This window comes from Pseudomonas sp. DCB_AW (genome assembly GCF_026240895.1).
Lineage (GTDB): Bacteria > Pseudomonadota > Gammaproteobacteria > Pseudomonadales > Pseudomonadaceae > Aquipseudomonas > Aquipseudomonas kermanshahensis.
This window is the reverse complement of record NZ_JAPFCE010000002.1, coordinates 234,154-251,542: the sequence shown is the minus strand read 5'-3', so window position 1 is coordinate 251,542 and position 17,389 is coordinate 234,154. Positions and strand designations below refer to the sequence as shown.

Annotated in this window: 15 protein-coding genes; 7 read left to right on the top strand and 8 right to left on the bottom strand. The window is 60.5% G+C overall.

Going from position 1 to position 17,389, the window contains the following annotated elements; genetic code table 11:
• Nucleotides 1-445: 445 nt before the first annotated feature.
• Genes OO306_RS03015 through OO306_RS03000 form a run of 4 tightly spaced genes read right to left on the bottom strand, consistent with a single transcriptional unit; the run spans nt 446 to nt 4,677 of the window.
• Entirely contained in the window at nt 446-1,834 is a 1,389-nt protein-coding gene (locus OO306_RS03015; protein ID WP_265967638.1) for a tripartite tricarboxylate transporter permease, read from the bottom strand.
• A complete protein-coding gene (locus OO306_RS03010) occupies nt 1,831-2,307 on the bottom strand; it encodes a hypothetical protein (RefSeq protein WP_265967637.1) in 477 nt (158 codons plus the stop codon). The genes OO306_RS03015 and OO306_RS03010 overlap by 4 nt, the downstream gene beginning before the upstream one ends.
• A 58-nt stretch (nt 2,308-2,365) precedes the next feature.
• Nucleotides 2,366-3,268 (bottom strand): hydroxymethylglutaryl-CoA lyase, encoded by a 903-nt coding sequence (locus OO306_RS03005; RefSeq protein WP_265967636.1) that lies wholly within the window; start codon nt 3,266-3,268, stop codon nt 2,366-2,368.
• The gene (locus tag OO306_RS03000) at nt 3,268-4,677 is read right to left on the bottom strand and encodes a hydroxymethylglutaryl-CoA reductase, degradative (protein ID WP_265967635.1); all 1,410 of its coding nucleotides are present in this window, start codon (nt 4,675-4,677) and stop codon (nt 3,268-3,270) included. Before OO306_RS03000 ends, OO306_RS03005 begins: the two co-directional genes overlap by 1 nt.
• A 15-nt stretch (nt 4,678-4,692) precedes the next feature.
• Here OO306_RS03000 and OO306_RS02995 point away from each other — a divergent pair, with 15 nt between their 5' ends.
• The 3 genes from OO306_RS02995 (at nt 4,693) to OO306_RS02985 (ending at nt 7,212) form a co-directional block, all read left to right on the top strand.
• A complete protein-coding gene (locus OO306_RS02995) occupies nt 4,693-6,072 on the top strand; it encodes a PLP-dependent aminotransferase family protein (protein WP_265967634.1) in 1,380 nt (459 codons plus the stop codon).
• Between the two features lie 85 nt (nt 6,073-6,157).
• The gene (locus OO306_RS02990) at nt 6,158-6,580 is read left to right on the top strand and encodes a hypothetical protein (protein ID WP_265967633.1); all 423 of its coding nucleotides are present in this window, start codon (nt 6,158-6,160) and stop codon (nt 6,578-6,580) included.
• A gap of 14 nt (nt 6,581-6,594) precedes the next feature.
• Complete coding sequence (locus OO306_RS02985) at nt 6,595-7,212, top strand: dTMP kinase (RefSeq protein ID WP_265967632.1); 618 nt, start codon at nt 6,595-6,597, stop codon at nt 7,210-7,212.
• Nucleotides 7,213-7,250: 38 nt separating this feature from the next.
• Here the strand turns inward: OO306_RS02985 and OO306_RS02980 are convergent, their stop codons facing one another.
• On the bottom strand, nt 7,251-8,141 hold the full coding sequence (locus tag OO306_RS02980; protein WP_265967631.1) for a LysR family transcriptional regulator: 891 nt from the start codon (nt 8,139-8,141) through the stop codon (nt 7,251-7,253).
• A 143-nt stretch (nt 8,142-8,284) separates the two neighbouring features.
• Between OO306_RS02980 and OO306_RS02975 the strand changes: the two genes are divergently transcribed.
• Together OO306_RS02975 and OO306_RS02970 are read left to right on the top strand one after the other, a co-directional pair.
• Nucleotides 8,285-9,625, top strand: coding sequence for an aromatic acid/H+ symport family MFS transporter (locus OO306_RS02975; RefSeq protein ID WP_265967630.1), 1,341 nt, complete (start codon nt 8,285-8,287; stop codon nt 9,623-9,625).
• 169 nt (nt 9,626-9,794) lie between these two features.
• On the top strand, nt 9,795-11,042 hold the full coding sequence (locus OO306_RS02970; RefSeq protein WP_265967629.1) for an OprD family porin: 1,248 nt from the start codon (nt 9,795-9,797) through the stop codon (nt 11,040-11,042).
• A gap of 42 nt (nt 11,043-11,084) precedes the next feature.
• On the opposite strand, the gene OO306_RS02965 is transcribed toward OO306_RS02970, so the two are convergent.
• From OO306_RS02965 to mdlC, 3 genes are read right to left on the bottom strand one after another with little or no spacing between them, the layout of a single operon-like run.
• Nucleotides 11,085-12,164: an enolase C-terminal domain-like protein gene (locus OO306_RS02965; protein ID WP_265967628.1), complete on the bottom strand. Its 1,080-nt coding sequence runs from the start codon at nt 12,162-12,164 to the stop codon at nt 11,085-11,087.
• Nucleotides 12,161-13,345, bottom strand: coding sequence for an alpha-hydroxy-acid oxidizing protein (locus tag OO306_RS02960; protein WP_265967627.1), 1,185 nt, complete (start codon nt 13,343-13,345; stop codon nt 12,161-12,163). Before OO306_RS02960 ends, OO306_RS02965 begins: the two co-directional genes overlap by 4 nt.
• A gap of 10 nt (nt 13,346-13,355) precedes the next feature.
• Entirely contained in the window at nt 13,356-14,942 is a 1,587-nt protein-coding gene (gene mdlC / locus OO306_RS02955) for a benzoylformate decarboxylase (RefSeq protein ID WP_265967626.1), read from the bottom strand.
• Between the two features lie 149 nt (nt 14,943-15,091).
• Between mdlC and OO306_RS02950 the strand changes: the two genes are divergently transcribed.
• Entirely contained in the window at nt 15,092-15,793 is a 702-nt protein-coding gene (locus tag OO306_RS02950) for a helix-turn-helix transcriptional regulator (protein ID WP_265967625.1), read from the top strand.
• A 100-nt stretch (nt 15,794-15,893) separates the two neighbouring features.
• Nucleotides 15,894-17,381, top strand: coding sequence for an indoleacetamide hydrolase (iaaH, locus tag OO306_RS02945; protein WP_265967624.1), 1,488 nt, complete (start codon nt 15,894-15,896; stop codon nt 17,379-17,381).
• Nucleotides 17,382-17,389: the final 8 nt, after the last annotated feature.

Here is a 17,389-nt window from a genome sequence, read left to right as displayed (position 1 = left end):
CTCAAGCGAATTCTGCGCACAACATCCTGCGTTTTTTTCCTATGGGCGAAATGATGGGCAAGAATGGGTGCGATTTGTTGGTTGGGGAATTGGGTGAAATGGGTTGGGGAAATGGTGGAGGCCCGCGATCGCCTGCCTTGGGTTTTGAGGTTGGGCGTAGATCCAGCGCCGCCCGCGCGGCGCATCGCGAGCAACGCTCGCTCCTACGTTTGTTTCGGGCCAATTATTCCTGTGGCATAGGCGCGCGGGCCCTTGGCGACTGACACGATATCGAGTGGGACCAAGAAGGCGGTCGCGCGCAAACATCACAGGCCTGACTGGCCCGAAACAAACGTAGGAGCGAGCGTTGCTCGCGATGCGCCGCGCGGGCGGCGCTCGATCTGGTAGGCGCTGAATAGGTTGTGGCGAACACCCCTGCTGATCGTATGCGGCAAAACCGGCAGGCTTATACCCCCAACAGGGCAATCATCGCCGGCACGGTCAACACCGCGGTGTAGTAACCCATGAACTGCACGCCGATGTTGAAACCGAGAAAGCGTGAGAGAAAACCACCCAGCAGGCCAATGGTGACAATCACCAGCAACCCCAACAGGCCGCCTTCCCAGATCCCAATCACCAGGATCAGGCCGACAAAGGTCGCGATCACTGCTTCATGGCTGATCTTGCGCGACACATAGGCAGCAGCTCGGTGCGCGTAATTCATGGTGAAGGGGTAGGCGATCAGGATCGCGACCACCACCGCCAGCATGCCGTAGCCCAGAAACTCCCAGGTACTGAGCAACGAATGCAGGTTATGCACCTCACCGCTTGCGGCATCGACGCTGAAGCGGGGCGGGGCGTTGAACAGCGGTGCGGCAGGGCCGGCAGCGACCGGGCTCAGCGGCAGGCCGAAGGCGATTAGCGGAATCAAGGCTTCGGCCAGGTAAGTCGATTCGGTGACGCCGTTGCGCGCGGTGATGACCGTGGTCAGGCGATGGTAGACGTGCTTGACCCGTGAACCGACGGCCTCGCCCATGATTACGGTCATCGCCACCGGGCTGAACACGAACGTGGCGCTGGAGACAACGGCAGTGATCGCCGTCCACAGGGTTTGCTTGCTGTCCAGCACGCGCAGCGGGTTGGGGAAGAACCCGCCCCAGCGCTTCACATCGGGCGACAACGAGAACGTGCGCACCTGCTGGCGGCCCATGCTGGCGCGTTCGGCGGGCGCGAGCAGGCAGAACAGCGCCGCAATCAACGGGCCGATAGCGATGCCGAGGAAGTAACTGACGCTGAGCTTAACGCCGTACTGCGCGGTCAGGCTTTGCAGGCCGACAATCACCATGACGAACGGGATCAAGGTCAGCACCGCTGCCAGGCGGCCCTTGGAGAACCAGGCGATGGCCACTGCCGCCAGCAGAAAGACCCAAGGCGCGGCCTGTTTGATCATGTCGCCGAACGGCGCCAGCATCACGGCGAATAGCACTGCCATTGGTACCGCGATCAACGCTGCGATCACAGCCCCGGAAATCATCTTGCGCAGGGCAATGTGCGGCACGCCCAGGTTGCGCAGGAAGTTGGCTTCGCGCATCAGTGGCGTTGCCATGGTATCGCCGGGGATACCCAACAGCGCGGTCGGTACCGCGTGGGTCATGTGCTTGGCCACGGCACCGGCCAGGAAGAACGTCAGCACACCGGCCGCCGGCACGCCCAGCAGCACCACCAGCAGGGTCAAGGGGGCGAGGGTAGTGGTTTCGTCGCTGCCGGAAATCAGGCCGATGCCGGCAAAGATCACCGCACCGAGGATGCCCATGCCCAGGGCTATGAGGAACTGATCCATCACCAAGGCGATCATGGCTGGCCTCCGTGGGCAGTGGCGGCCTGTACAGGGGCGGCAGCGGGGGCGCTCTGGTCGTTCTGCCGCGCAGGCAGGCCTTTTTCGTACTCGGCGAACAGGTCGTACAGGTCCATTTCTTTCAGCTCTGCAAGGGTCGCCGCAGGCAAGTCGGCGAGGCTGCCCAGCGGGCCGAACTCGTTCTGCAATTCGACCAGGATCTTGGCCCGCCAGGCAGGGTCGGCCAGGTGCTCGACGACATTGCGCTTGGGCTTGAACAGCGCGGCACTGATGCCGCCACCGACCAGGCAGCCGACAATGCCGATCAGCATTGCGTAGGCCCGTGCCATTTGCGCTGACGCCACCCAACCCACCAGCAGCTGCTGCGCGGTAAAGAACGCGCCGAGGCTGACCACGGCGCCAATGGCGATGGCGTAGACCAGGTGGCGACCGTCTACGGTGTCGCCCCAGACTTCGTACAGTTCGGACTTCATGAAGAATCTCCCACTGCCCTTGCGGGCTTTTATTGTTATGAACGTGAAGAGAGGACGTTTAAGCCATTGTGCGCTGGGCGAGCAGGGCGCGCGCTACCCTGGAGGCCGTTGGCCGGCCAAGCTGGGCACCGATGAATTCACCTGCTTCGATCACCGCATCCAGGTCGACACCGTGGCGCACGCCCAGGCCATCGAGCAGGTACAGCAGGTCCTCGGTGGCGACATTGCCGGTGGCACCTGGCGAATACGGGCAACCACCCAGGCCGCCCACCGAGCTGTCGAACACCCGCACACCCGCCTCCAACGCGGCATGGATATTGGCGATTGCCATGCCATAGGTGTCATGGAAGTGCCCAGCCAGTGCGCTCACCGGTACGACCTGGCGGCAGGCCTGGATCAGTGCCCGGGTCGCCGCCGGTGTACCCGCGCCGATGGTGTCGCCCAGGCTGATCTCGTAACAGCCCATGCCGAACAGTGAGGCGCTGACCGCGGCCACGGCCTGCGGCTTGACCGGGCCGCTGAACGGGCAGCCCATGACGCATGAAACATAACCGCGCACGCTAACACCGGCCTCGCGAGCGCGCACCAAGACCTGCTGGTATTGGCGCAGGCTTTGGTCTATCGAGCAGTTGAGGTTGCGCTGTGAGAATGCCTCGGAAGCCGCCGCAAACACGGCGACCTCGCGACAGCCCGCCGCTATGGCCGCTTCCAGCCCTCTGAGGTTGGGCACCAGCGCCGTCCAGGCCACACCTGGGCGCACCGGCAACGCCTTGAACACTTCATCGGAGCCGGCCATCTGCGGCACCCAGCGAGGCGAGACAAAGGCGCCGGCCTCCAAGGTTTGCAGCCCGGCGTCGGCCAGCCGCTGCAGCAGTTGCACGCGAATCCGCGGCGAAAGCGTCAGCCTTTCATTCTGCAGGCCGTCCCGCGCGCCCACCTCGACCAGCCGTACCGCCTCCATTACTGCGCCCGCTTGTGCTTGAGCAGTTCTGCGGCTTTGTCAGCACGCACATCGCGGGCCTCGACCATCTGCTTAACCAGCCAGTTCAGCTCGTCGCCGCGGGCACCCGCCGACAGCGCAATGTTGCGCGCGTGCAAGGCCATATGGCCGCGCTGGATGCCTTCGGTCGACAGCGCCCGTAGCGCGCCGAGGTTCTGTGCAAGGCCGACGGCAACCGCGATTTCGGCCAGCTCCTGGGCGGTTCTAACCCCCAAGATGCGCAGTGACAGCTGCGCCAGGGGGTGCGTCTTAGTGGCGCCGCCGACCAGGCCGACCGGCATGGGCATCTCCAGGGTGCCGACCAGATGGCCCTGGCTGTCCTTCTCCCAGGTGGTCAGCGAACCGTAGTGCCCATTGCGGCATGCATAGGCATGGGCGCCGGCCTCGACCGCACGCCAGTCATTGCCGGTGGCGACGATCAACGGGTCGATGCCATTCATGATGCCCTTGTTGTGGGTGGCGGCGCGGTACGGGTCGACCACGGCAAAGTTGTAGGCATCGAGGATGCCTTCGATGACCTCTTCACCTGTGTAGGCGCCGGTACTTAGCAGTTCTGGGGCAATACGCACCTGCGCGCGGGCCAGGCGCAGGTCGGCCAGGTTGGAGAGGATACGCAGGCGGACCTTGCCGCCGGTAATTTCTTCCAGCAAGGGCGCCACGGCCTCGGCCATGGTGTTGACCGTGTTGGCGCCCATGGCATCGCGTACGTCGACGATCAGGTGGGCCACCAGCATCGGCCCGCGCGGGCTCTGGGCGAAAGTATGCACCTCGATGTCACGGCAACCGCCCCCCAGGCTGTTGAGCAACTGGTCCTTGCGGTTGGCCAGTTCGATGATTTCGTCTTTGTGGCGCAACAGGCTCAAGCGTGCATTGAAGGGGTCGGCGACCTCGACGATCTGTACCTGGGCACGCATCAGCGGCAGCGAACTCGACGTCTTGAAGCCGCCGGCCTCGCGTGCCAGCTTGGCCATGAACGACGCCGCAGCAACCACCGAGGGTTCTTCCACCACCAACGGCACGATCACGTCGCGGCCGTTGATCTGGAAGTTGCTGGCCACCGCGTAGGGCAGCTCGAAGGTGCCGATCACGTTCTCGATCATGCCGTCGGCGATGTCCAACGGCAAAGCGCCGGCGTCTCGCAGCAGGGCGACGTCTGCCTGGGGCAGTTCGAGTGCGTCCTGCAAGTGGCTGAGGCGTTCAGCGGGTGACATGGCGCGGAACATGGGCAGGCGGGAGTCGATGCTCATGGGGAGGGTTACCTTGCAGTTATTGTTGTGAGTTGGCGCCACCGTAGTCCGATCTGTCTGGTGAAAGAAGGTACAGTTTGGCCAGACAGTACCTAAGCTGTACCCTTTGTTCAGACAAGGCATTCGGGACACCTGACGATGGCGCGGCAGACACTCGCAGAGCAACTGGCAGCATCCTTGGCAGTGCAGATCGGCAACGGCACGTACCGCATTGGCGAACGCCTGCCGTCCCTGCGCGAGTGCATGCGTTTGTTCGGCCATTCGAAAAACACCGTGATCAATGCCTATGAGTCGCTGGCCTCGCAAGGCCTGGTCGAGGCGCGCCACGGGCAAGGTTTTTTCGTCAAGCAGGGCGCGCCACGCAGCCACGAGCTAGAGGAGCCACTGCCCTACACCCGGGCGATGGACACCATTTGGCTGATGCGTCAGCAGTTCGTGCGCGAGCCTGGCCATTCGCCATTGGGCGAGGGCTTCCCGCCGGTGGAGTGGTTGATGGACATGCGCCTGGACAAGTTCACCCGGCAAATCATGCGCACCGGCGTCACCACGCTGTTTCGTTATGGCAACCGCCTGGGCAACGCCGGCTTGCGTCAACACCTGGTGCAAAAGCTGGCCAGCTATGCAATCACCGCCAGCCCCAGGCAAATCGTCACCACCCACGGCGCCAACCATGCGCTGGACCTGATCATTCGCCGCTTCATCGCCCCAGGCGACAGCGTGCTGGTGGAAGACCCTGGCTACTACCCGCTGTTTGGCAAGCTGCAGTTGCAAGGCGCACGCATGCTCTCAGTACCTCGGCTGGCAGATGGGCCGGACATCGAGGTGCTGGAGCAGCACCTGCGCCTGCATAAACCCAAGCTCTTCTTCATTCAGTCTGTCGGCCACAACCCGACGGGGTCTGATATTTCACCCAGCAAGGCGCATCGGTTGGTGCAATTGGCTGAAGAACACAACTTCATGCTGGTGGACGATGATGCAATGGCCGATTTCAAACCGGCCGCGGCAATCAAGGTGTCGGCATTGGACCAATTGCAGCGCTCACTGTATGTCGGCAGCTTCTCCAAGTCGGTGTCTGCGGCCTTGAGAGTGGGCTTTATCGCCGGCAGCAAAGAGGTGATCGATGAACTGGGCGACCTCAAGATGCTGCTGCACACCAGCACCTCGGAGCTGTGCGAGCGCACGGTCGACGTCATCCTCACCGAAGGGCACTTCCTGCGCCACGTGATCCGCCTTCAAGAGCGCTTGAAAGCCGCTACCAGCGCGGGCTTGCAGATGCTCGACGGGATCGGCGCCGAGGTATTCGCGCGACCCGAGCAAAGCCTGTACCTGTGGGCCAGGTTTGCCCATGTCGACGACGCCAGGGAGTTGACCCGGCAATTACTGCCCAAGGGCTTCATGATTGCCCCGGGGCATATCTTTGCGCCGGAGCAGGCGCAGGTTAACCCTTGGACGCGCTTGAACGTGGCCTATTTGAATGATGCGTTGCTCAAGGCGGTGTTGGGGCGTGAGGCAGGCTAGGGTGCCCTGTCAGCGCAGCCAACGGCGTAGCGCGTATTGCCGTAAACTGGTTATCAAGGGTTTACCTGTGCAGGAGGCCTTCATCATGCGCAGATTCATGCTGTTGCTCGCTATCTCAGCGATTGCGGGGTGCCAGGCGCCCATGCCGGCCGCCAATCCGCAGATGGCCTGGGTCGATTTCTCGGTGCCGTTTCCCAACGACAGGGTGCTGATGGCCGAACGTCTCGACAATCAGCGCCTGCGCGACGGTCGCTTTTTCCAGGTCAGCCCTGGCAGCCATGAGCTGATTGTCCGTTTCGACTTCGAGGCCAGCGGTGGCTCAGGCATGAGCATGATGGGGGGCAGCACCGTTCGCGAATGCTACCTGACCCTCAACTACCCGCACTTCAAGGCGGGCCAGCGCTACGTGCTGGAGGCACGCTCAATGGCCTTGACGCCGGAGGCGCGGTTGTACGATGCCCAGGGGCAGAAGGTTGCAGAGGTGAGCGAGTTCTATTGTCTTATGTGAGTGAAACCTGCCGTATGAATCGTCCGCTGTTCGTTTCTCTGGATGGGCCCAAAGGCACCGGCAAGACCACCTTGCTGGAGGCCATTACGAAAGTATTGAGGGCAGGCAACAACAAGGTAATCCGGCTTTGCGAGCGCAATAACGACCCCAACAGGGGTGAAACCATGGCCTTGGTCAACCAACTTGCCAGAAACCCCTGCCGGGAACTGGAATTGGGGGTTTGTGAGCGCTTGGCCGATAGCCGAAGCTGGATCTCACAGCATGTGCTGCCCAAGCAGCCGCCTGGCAGCATCATCCTGATCGATCGCTGGTACCCCTCCGATGCCGCGTTTCGGCGGACAGTGCCGTTTGCGGAGATTCTGCGGTTGAACATCGAGCGAAACGTGCGCGTGCCAGACCTGCATGTCGGCGTGGTCACCGACCCTGAGGTTTCATGGGCGAGGGCTGCGGCGCGCTCGCGTGGGTTGGGGAGCACGGTGATGTTCAACCTGGGGGAACAGGTGGCCAGTACCGAGGCATTCGAGCGGGTGGTGGCGGAGCAGGGGTGGGTGTTGTGCCGGAATGAAGGGACGGTGGAAGAGGCGACGATGCAGGTGGTTTCGCAGATTTACAGGGTGCTGGGATGCCCGTGACGCGACAGGGGTTGAAGATTTTAGAGCAGCGCTCACCTTCACAGGCATGAAATCGTATCTTTCAGGAATTGGCAGAACCAAAGCTGCGCTGTGCTATCACCACTGTGTTCATGCCAGTGCAGGCTGACTTCGAACCTTGGAACGGTAAATGGCAGTTCCAAGGTCTTGAGCCTGTTGCGCTCGATGTACATCTTCGCGACCCGCTCGGGCAGTGTCACCAACAGGTCACTGGTTGAAATGATTTCTGGCAGCACGCTGAAATGCGGGACCCGCAGGCTCACAGTGCGCTCGACGCCTGCTTCCCTCAAGCGATCTTCCACGAAATGGTGACCCGTCCCCGCGGATACCACTACATGCCGCTCCTCGAGAAACTGCTCCATGGACAGCGTGTCCCCCACGCGCGGATGATCCAACCGGGCCATGCAAACGTACCGCTCCTCGAACATGAGTTCGCACTTCGCCTGAACCGGCAGGTAGCTTCGATTGCACACCGCAGCGTCGATTTTTCCGGTTTTAAGCCACTCATCCAACCGCTCGATCTCGATCTGGATGACTTCCAGCTCCACCAGCGGTGCCTTGGCCTGCAACCCACGCAGCACATGCGGAAGGAAAAACACCTCACCCAAGTCTGACAGGGCCAAGCGGAATCGTCGCGTTGATTGGTCGGGCTCGAATTTCTTCGTGAGCGCTACTGCGCGCTCGATGTCCGCAAGCGAGGGCCTGAACGAGCCATAGAGCTGAGACGCTAGAACGGTGGGTTGCATCCCATCCCGGGTGCGTTTGAACAGGGGGTCGCCCCATTGATCACGGAGCCGCCCTAGCGCATAGCTCACAGACGGCTGCGTGACATGCAGGCGTTCTGCCGCTCCGCTGACGCTGCCCGTTTCATAGATGGTGACAAAGACCCTGACGAGATTGAGATCGATCATATTCAAATAGAGGTGGCTTATTTTGTTTTCAAAAATATATCTATTTGATCTATCAGGCAACACTCCATAACGTGGCGCTTGGACGAAGCGTCGAGGTTTATCTGCCGATTCGATCCCTGAAAACAACAACAAGAGTACATGCCATGCAACGCATCAGTGCAGTCGGTATCCTCGATACCGCAAAGCTAAGCCGCTTTCATTTTCTCCTGGTTTTTTGGTGCTCCTTTATCATGCTGTTCGATGGCTACGACCTGGTCATCTACGGCTCTGTGCTGCCTCACCTGATGACAGAATGGAACCTGACGCCTTCGCAAGCGGGGATGCTGGGCTCTAGCTCTATGCTCGGGATGATGGTCGGCGCGGTGCTGCTAGGCACCACTGCTGATCGTTTAGGCCGGCGCCCCATTATCTTGTTCTGTGTCGCGCTCTTCAGCGTCGCGGCATTTGTGAACGCCTTTGCTGTCGATGCCGTCACCTTTGCGATCTGCCGTTTTCTGACCGGGGTAGGGCTGGGCGGTGTAGTACCCAACCTGGTGACCATCTTGAAAGAGATGGCCCCGACCCAGTACCGCAATCGCCTGATCAACCTCATGCTCAGCTTCTTCGCAGTGGGCGGCCTACTGTCGGCGCTGGCGGGTATCTATTTGATTCCGATGATGGGTTGGCACTCCCCGTTCTACGTTGCCGGGCTGTCTTTGCTCTGCCTGCCACTGTTGTACAAGACGCTGCCCGAGTCGGTTGCCTACCTTGTTCACAAAAACCGCCAAGAAGAGGTCGGGCTGCTTCTGCAGCGCATCAACCCCGCCCACCGTCACAGCAGTGGTATCCACTATGAAGTCGAGTCGGTCGCCAACACGGCAAGCACCTCGATGGCCTCGCTTTTCAGTGATGCTCGTGCTTTCGCAACGATGATGGTGTGGGTCGCGTTCGGCATGTGCATGCTGATGGTTTATGGGCTTAATACCTGGTTACCGAAACTGATGAACAGTGGCGGTTATCCGCTGGGTTCCAGCATTACATTCCTTTTGATCATGAACATTGGAGCGCTGATCGGGCAGCTCGCCAGTGGCTTTGTCGCTGACCGCTGGGGCTGCAAGCCGACGCTGCTGCTGTTCTTTGCAGTGTCCGCGATCTCGATCTCCTTGTTGGGTATTCGCCCTGGGCCGATGACGTTGTATGCGCTGCTGCTGGTGGCCGGTGGCGCGACGGTTGGATGTTTGTCTGTCGTGCACACCCTCGCAGCGGATATCTACCCCGCCAATGCACGTTCGACCGGGGTGAGCATGGCCGCCGCCGTGGGCCGTTGCGGCGCGGTGGCAGGGCCTCTTCTTGGGGGCTACCTCTACAGCTTGAGCCTGCCATTCGAGCAAAACTTCCTGCTGTTCGGGCTGCCCGGTGTAGTGGCCGTAATCGCCGTGATGATGATCGCCCAACGGCACGCCAACCGGGTGTCGGTGGACACCCCACTGAAACAAAACGCTTAAAACCTCCGTTTCACCCCGTTCTGGTTTAAAGCTCGCCTGCGAACGGGTTTTGGCGCGACGTTACCGTCGCGCCTTTTTATTCAACAACTTGCCCAGCGCTGCATTGACGGCCTGGGTGACTGCGCCCTGAAGAAACGCACATACACAATAATAATTCGGAGTGGGTTAAATGAAGCAGATTGGTCGGATAGGCTGGGCTATGACGGGCTTGGCGTCAGCGTTTGCAGTGCCGGGTCATGCGGATGTGTTAAAGGACAGCCATCTCACCTTGGGGCTTCGTAATTTTTATTACGACCGGGATTTCAAACAAACCGATGCCCCCAAGTCCAGAGTGGGTAGTTGGAGCCAGGGCTTCGACGTGCAATTCAAGTCTGGTTATACAGAGGGCCCTGTACAGTTTGGGCTGGACGCCTATGGCCAGTATGCGTTCAGGCTCGATGGCGGTGGCGGGCGCGGGCCAGACACTGTACTCCCTTACGATGACAGCAAGGGGCGACCGGTGCAGGACTACGGCCGTGCAAGCCTGGCTGCAAAGATGAAGTTCTCGAACACGCAGGTACGTATCGGGGAACATCGCCCGATGTTGCCAGTGGCGTATTACGACGACTCCCGCCAGCTCATCACCACCTATGAAGGTGCGACTGTCGAGTCCAAGGAGTGGGCGAAGCTCACCCTCAACGCGGGGCGTTTCTGGAAGACGGCGACCCGCGAGTCGTCTGATCGCGAAGATATCTACTTGTTTGGTGATACGCCCGCACAGAGCAGTGATGGGTTGAACTTCGCGGGTGCGCGCTACGATTTCACCCCCGCCTTCAATACCACCTACTACTTTGCGCAACTCGAGGATATTTACCAGCAGCATTATGCGGCTGCCGCGTACACCTGGGCGATGGGTGGTGGCTATACGCTGAAGTCTGATATTCGCTACTACAACACGCAGGATGAGGGTGCGAAGCGCTCAGGGGACTTGGACAACCGGTCTATCGGTTTCATGACGGCGCTGAACAAGGGCGGCCACACCTTTACTGCAGCCTACCAGCGTATGAGTGGTGATGACGCCTTCCCGTTGCTCAACGGTTATGCGCCTCAGCCTTTCCTGGTGAACTGGTCGACGATCGCGTTCTACAAGGCGCAGGAGCGCTCCTGGCAAGCACGCTACGACTACAACTTTGCGGCCATGGGCATGCCGGGGTTGAAACTCATGACGCGTTACTTGCGCGGTACGCAAATCGACCGGGGGCCTGGGCTGTCGGATAACGTCGAAAGCGAGACCAACGTTGTCATGTCCTATGTCATTCAAAGTGGGCCACTGAGCGGCCTTGCATTCGAAGGCCGTAACATCAAGGTCAAAACGCGCTACGGCGCGGACTTTGATGAGAACCGTCTGATCACCAGCTACACCTGGACATTCTGGTAACCGGTAAAGGGCTCGCCTGTGCGAGCCCGATGCACGTTCAGCTCACACCAGATATTGGGCAATCTGTTGCTCACGCCAGATGATGCCGGTACCCGGTAGATCCGGGATGACGGCATTACCGTTTGCAAAGGTGAGGGTAGGCTCGATGACGCTGCCGGCGAGATCCAGACGCTCCAACCAGTGCGCCGTCGGTGTCGCCGCCAGCAGGTGTGCACTGATTTCCTGGAACAGGTGGCTGGACATGGGGATGCTGAACTGTTGCGCCAGCGCGCTGGCGCGCAGCCAACCGGTTACGCCGCCGATCTTCATCACATCAGGCATGGCCAGCCGGCACGCACCCGCAGACAAGGCTTTGAACATTTCCTCTGGGCCAAGCCAGTTCTCGCCCATTTGCACGGGTACATCCAGAAGGCTCTGGATGCGCTGGTGCCCGGCATAATCATGCTGCAGCGTCGGCTCCTCGATCCAGGCGACGCCCTCGGCTTGCAACGCTTGGCTGCGCTTGATCGCCGCCGGCACATCCAGGCTCTGGTTGTAGTCCACCATGATGCCGAAACCATCGCCGACGGCTTCGCGAATACTGCGCACCACTGCCAAGTCACCCTCGAGGGTGGCGTAACCGATTTTGGTCTTCACGGCACGGAAGCCCGCTTCTGCTGCAGTCACAGCCCTTTCAGTGGCGAGCTTCACACCATCCAGGCTGTGGCTGTCATAGCTCTGGATCGGGCGTGCGCTGGCACCGAGCAATTGCACCAAGGGCATTTCATGGACTTTGCCCAATGCATCCCAGGCGGCCATGTCGATGCCCGCCGCCGCCATGCGGATCAAGCCGGTATAGCCTGCAAGGCAGAAACGTTTGGCCAGCATCGCTTCAAGGCTGACGGGCGCCAGGGGCTGGTTGACGATCAGTTGGGCCATGTCATCCAGAAGCTGCTTGAGGGATTTCAAGGCCACCGGTGTGTAAGCAAAGAGGTAGGCGTGGCCCACCACACCGGCATCGGTGCTGAGGTCGATGAGTACCAAGGGCGCTGTTCCGACAGTGCCGACCGCCGTGTGCACCGGATAGGCGAGTGGGACGTTGACTGCCCGCGTGCGCAACTGGGTAATCAATACTTCGCTCATGCGAGAGTTCCTTTACCAAGGGTTCGATTGATCGAGGAGGCTTCGACGCCCCCGTCGTTGAGGAGATACGCCGGAGACAGCGAGGCGACATCGGGGCATCCGATCTGAGCGAGGGTGCGATCGATATCCGTTTTGATGAGGGCTAACACCTCTTTAACACCGGTCTCTCCGCGGGCGGCCAGCCCATAGAGCGTTGCGCGGCCAAGGAGTACCGCTTCGGCGCCGAGGGCGAGTGCCTTCACGATGTCTGAGCCTCGGCGGAAGCCGCTGTCGATAAGCACCGGTTTGCCGATCTTCGCTACCGAGTCGGCGAGCACCTCCATCGGCGAAATCGCGCAGTCCAATTGGCGACCCCCGTGGTTGGAGAGAATCACGCCATCGGCACCGTGCGCGATGCAGCGATCTGCGTCTTCGGCGCTGAGCAGGCCTTTGACGAGCAGTTTGTGTGGCCACAGGTCCCGTAGCCATTTCAATGCTCGCCAGTCAAAACTGGCATCCATCTGCCGACTCATCAGGGCAGCTTGCATCTCCAGGCTGGAGGCCTGGCTGCTAGCAAAATTCGCAAGCTGCGGCATGCCGTGTCGTAACAGATCGAATGACCAGCGTGGATGCAGGCACCCCTCGAGCATAACCTTGGGGGTGTAGCTCATGGGCATTTTGAAACGGTTATGCAGGTCGCGCTCCCGGTAGCCGTTGACCGCAACGTCCGTGGTCAGTACCAGCGTCGTGTAGCCAGCGTGCAGGGCCTTGAGCACCATTGCCTGAGCAATCTCCCTGTGGATCACGTAGAGCTGAAACCACAGCTCTCCATCACAGTGTCGGGCGAGGTCCTCGATCGAGAGGTTGGACGCCGTCGACAGCACGAAAGGGATCCCAGCGTGGGTTGCCGCTCTGGCCAGGGCGAGGTCACCCTGTGGCCATAGCGCGCCGTTCAAGCCGGTAGGCCCGATCAACAACGGCATCGATTGGCGCTTGCCCAGCACCTGCGCCTGGAGGTTGCGTTGGCTTACGTCCACCAAGCGCTTGGGCTTGAAGCGCCATTGCTGGAAGACGTCGCGGTTGTGTTTAACGCCGTATTCGTCTTCCGCTCCGCCTTCAAGATAGTCGTACACCATTTTGGGCAAGCGTTTTTGCGCCAGTTTTCGATAGTCCTCGACGCTGAATAGGTTTTGCTGACTCATCGTCCGACCCTCACTGCACAGGGCTGACGGTGCTGACTTCGATCAGTACCGGCCCTTTGGCGGCCAGCGCTTCCTGCAAGGCGCCTGTGAGCTGCTCCAGGTTTTCGGCCTTCAACGCGTGCACGCCGTAACCCTTCGCGAGTGCGCCAAAGTCGATATTCGGAACGTCCAAGCCAGGGACATGCTCAGCTTCGAGTACGCCGGCAAACCATCGCAGGGCACCGTAGGTGCCGTTGTTCATGATCACGAAGATGGCTGGAATGTTGTACTGAGCGGCAGTCCACAACGCACTGATGCTGTAGTTGGCCGAACCATCGCCAATGACGGCAATGACTTGCCGATCCGGCTCAGCCAACTGAACACCGATTGCTGCTGGAAGGGCGAAACCCAGCCCGCCCGCGGCGCAAAAGTAGTAGCTGCCGGGGTGACGCATGTTCAAGCGCTGCCACATCTGAGCGGTGGTCGAGGTGGACTCGTTCAGGTAAATCGCATCTACCGGGGCCATCTCATTAAGCGTGTCGAACACGGTTTCAGGGCGGAGTCGCCCCGCGTCCTGGCTGAGCTTCTCAGGTTCAGGATTGGCGCATGGCATTGGGCGGTCGCTGTCACTCACGAGAATGGCGAGCGCAGAGGCCATTGCGCCGATGTCGGCAACGATTGCATCACCCATCGGTGCACGCGCGGCTTCAAGCGGGTCACAGGTCACAGAAATCAAGCGGGTGCCAGGTTTGAGGTATTGCCCTGGGTCGTATTGGTGGTAGCGGAATACCGGAGCGCCAAGCACCAACACCACGTCATGGCCTTCCAGCAGCTGAGAAATCGCTGCGATCCCGGCAGGCATGAGCCCCCGGAAACACGGGTGTCGGGTCGGGAAGGGGCAGCGCGGGGCGGACGGCGCCACCCATACGGGGGCTTTGAGGCGTTCGGCCAGTGTCACGCAGTGCGCATTCGCATTCGCTGCATCGACATCTGGGCCCAGGACGATCGCGGGGTTGGACGCGCTATCGAGGACTTCCACCAATGCTTCAAGGTCCTGGTCATTGAGCCTGACTGCCGAGCTGACGCTGCGATCGAACAGGTGATGGGACTGAGGGTCAGCGTCCTTGTCCCAGTCATCGTATGGCACAGACAGGTAGACAGGGCCGCGAGGCGCCATGCTCGCCATGTGGATGGCCCGGCTCATCGCATGCGGGACGTCTGCAGCGCTCGCGGGCTCGTAGCTCCATTTGACCAGCGGGCGCGGCAGGTTGGGGGCATCGACGTTGGTCAGAAGCGCTTCGACACCGATCATGGCGCGCGTTTGCTGGCCCGCCGTCACGATAAGGGGAGAGTGCGAGTTCCAGGCATTGCTGAGTGCGCCCATGGCGTTGCCGGTGCCGGCAGCTGAGTGCAGGTTGATGAACGCAGGCTTTCGCGTTGCCTGCGCGTAACCATCGGCAATCCCCACCACGCAGGCTTCCTGAAGCGCCAGGATGTATCGAAAGTCTTCCGGGAAATTTTTCAGAAACGGCAATTCATTCGAACCAGGGTTGCCGAAGACGGTGTCGATGCCCTGACGGCGCAGAAGCTCATACGTGGTGCCATGTACCGAAGCCATGATGATTGTCTCTTACCAAATGATGAGAGCCACGATAGAATCGAGGCATAAATAGATCAAATAGATAGATTAAACATTTATCTATAGAGACGGATTATATTGCTGTGAGTGTGGTCTTGAGCCGCTGCGCAGCGTTTAGGGAGGTTTGCATGGCGACCTTGCTGCGAGGCATTAACGTAGATCGCGTTGCCGAACTCGTTTGGCTACTGGCTGAGTCACAGGGGCGGCCCGACATCCGGGCAAGGTCGCTTCAGGCAGTGGCGGCGCTTCTGGAGGCGGAGCATGTGGCATCGTTCGTATGGGATCAGCACGAGCATCGCTCCACCCAGCCCGTTGCTTTCAACATCGATGGGCACCACCTGCAGGCGTATGAGCAGCACTTCCATCGCGTGGATGTGGTGACCCCGGTGATGCGCAAGGTAAGGCAGGCTGCCCGCGTCGATTGCCACGTGCCACGTGCCACGCTTGTAGCCAGCGAGTTCTACAACGACTTCCTTCGGCCGGCGGACATGGAGCACGGTCTTAATGTGTTTTTCTTCGATGGCAACCAGGACGTGGCCGATTTGAGGATCTGGAGGGGGCGAGGGCGAGTGCCATTCAGTGAGCGAGAGGAGCAACTGCTTCTGACCCTTGAGCCGTACTTTCTCAACGCATTTCGCACCGTACCCAAACAGCGTCAGGCCTTGTCGCTCAGAGAGGCTGAGGTAGTCAGGCTGGTGGCCGGAGGCGCCAGTGATAAAGAGGTCGCCCGAGCACTCGGCATCAGCTTTACCACGGTGCGTACTCATCTCAAGAACGCGATGGCCAAGCTTGACTGTCGGAACCGAACGCAGTTGGCCCGCTGTGTGTGAACCCGTGCTGGCAATCCTCAAATTTGAGGAGACCCTTTGTCGCAGGGCCACATTAACGTGTCTGGCGACAGCATCGTCAGCGCGGCCAAGAGAACAAGAAATGGATCAGCATGAAGGCAACACCGTGGAGCAGGTCAGTGAGTCTGGTATGCCTCAAAAGGCATTGTGGGAGCTCACGCTCACCGAGGCGTCGGCACGTATTCGAGAGGGTAAGGTCAGCAGTCGCAAGCTGGTTGAGGCGTTTCTTGCTCGGATCGCCGATTACCCTCAGCTAAACGCTTTCATCAGCGTCGACCCCGCTGCCGCGCTGGATCAGGCGGATGCGTATGACCGATATCTGGGGGAGGGTGGAGTGCCGCTTCCGCTGGGCGGCCTGCCGATTGCCGTGAAAGACAGCATTCACGTGATCGGCTTTGCCAACACGGCCGGAACACCCGCGCTGGCCAATTATTACCCCACGCGCAACGCCGACATTGTCGATGCCTTGCTCAAGGCAGGCGCCATTGTGGTTGGAAAGACCAACATGCATGAGTTGGCTTTCGGCACATCAGGCTACAACACCGCGTTCCACAGCCCAGGGGTCGTGGGTGTGCGCAACGCGTTTGACCCCACACGCATCGCCGGGGGCTCCTCTTCTGGCAGCGGTAGCGCTGTCGGCGCTCGCCTGGTGCCTGCTGCGCTGGGTACCGATACGGGAGGGTCTGTCAGGCAACCCAGCGCGCTGAATGGTTGCGTGGGGTTCCGGCCTACCGTGGGGCGCTATTCAACAGAGGGTGTCACACCTGTTTCACCGACGCGAGACACCCCCGGCCCCATGGCGCGCTCCGTTGAAGATGTCATCACTCTGGATACGATCATCACGGGGGCGCAGCCCATCGCTGCACCTGCAGCCTCGTCCATACGGCTGGGTGTGCTCAAAGAGTTCTGGGCGGATCTCAGTGAGCCTGTGCAGGCGCTCGCCCTCGCGGCGTTGAGCAAGCTGGAGCAGAGCGGTGTTCAGCTTGTGCGGCTGTCAGACCCTGAGATCTTTGCGTTGAACAGTGCTGTCAGCATGCCCTTGGCGCTGCACGAATGCAGGCCTGCACTGACCGATTACCTGTCGGTGAACGAGACCGGTGTGTCGTTCGACGGGCTGGTCGCTGCGATTAGCAGCCCGGATGTTCGAAGCATCTTCGAACAGCACATCGTGCCTGGTCAGCTGGGTAATGTGAACGGTCAGCCCGTGGACCTTGAGGGCGCTTATACGGCCGCCATCAAGCACAGCCGGCCCACGCTCATCGGGCGTTTCGACACCCTGTTCAAAGCGCATCAGCTAGATGCGCTTATCCACCCCACAACGCCAGATTTGGCCATCAAGAGTGAACCGGATGCGGCTCGCTTCGACGCGTTCGCACGCATGATCAGAAACGCCGACCCCGCCAGCAATGCGGGCATGCCCGGTATCAGTCTGCCCATCGGCCTCTCCGAGAAAGAGGGCCTGCCTGTAGGGATCGAAATCGATGGGCTGCCGGGTACTGACGCGCGCTTGCTGAGTATCGCGTTACTCATTGAAAGCACTGTTGAACCTGTAACCCCCTATCGAGAGTGATTCTGCCT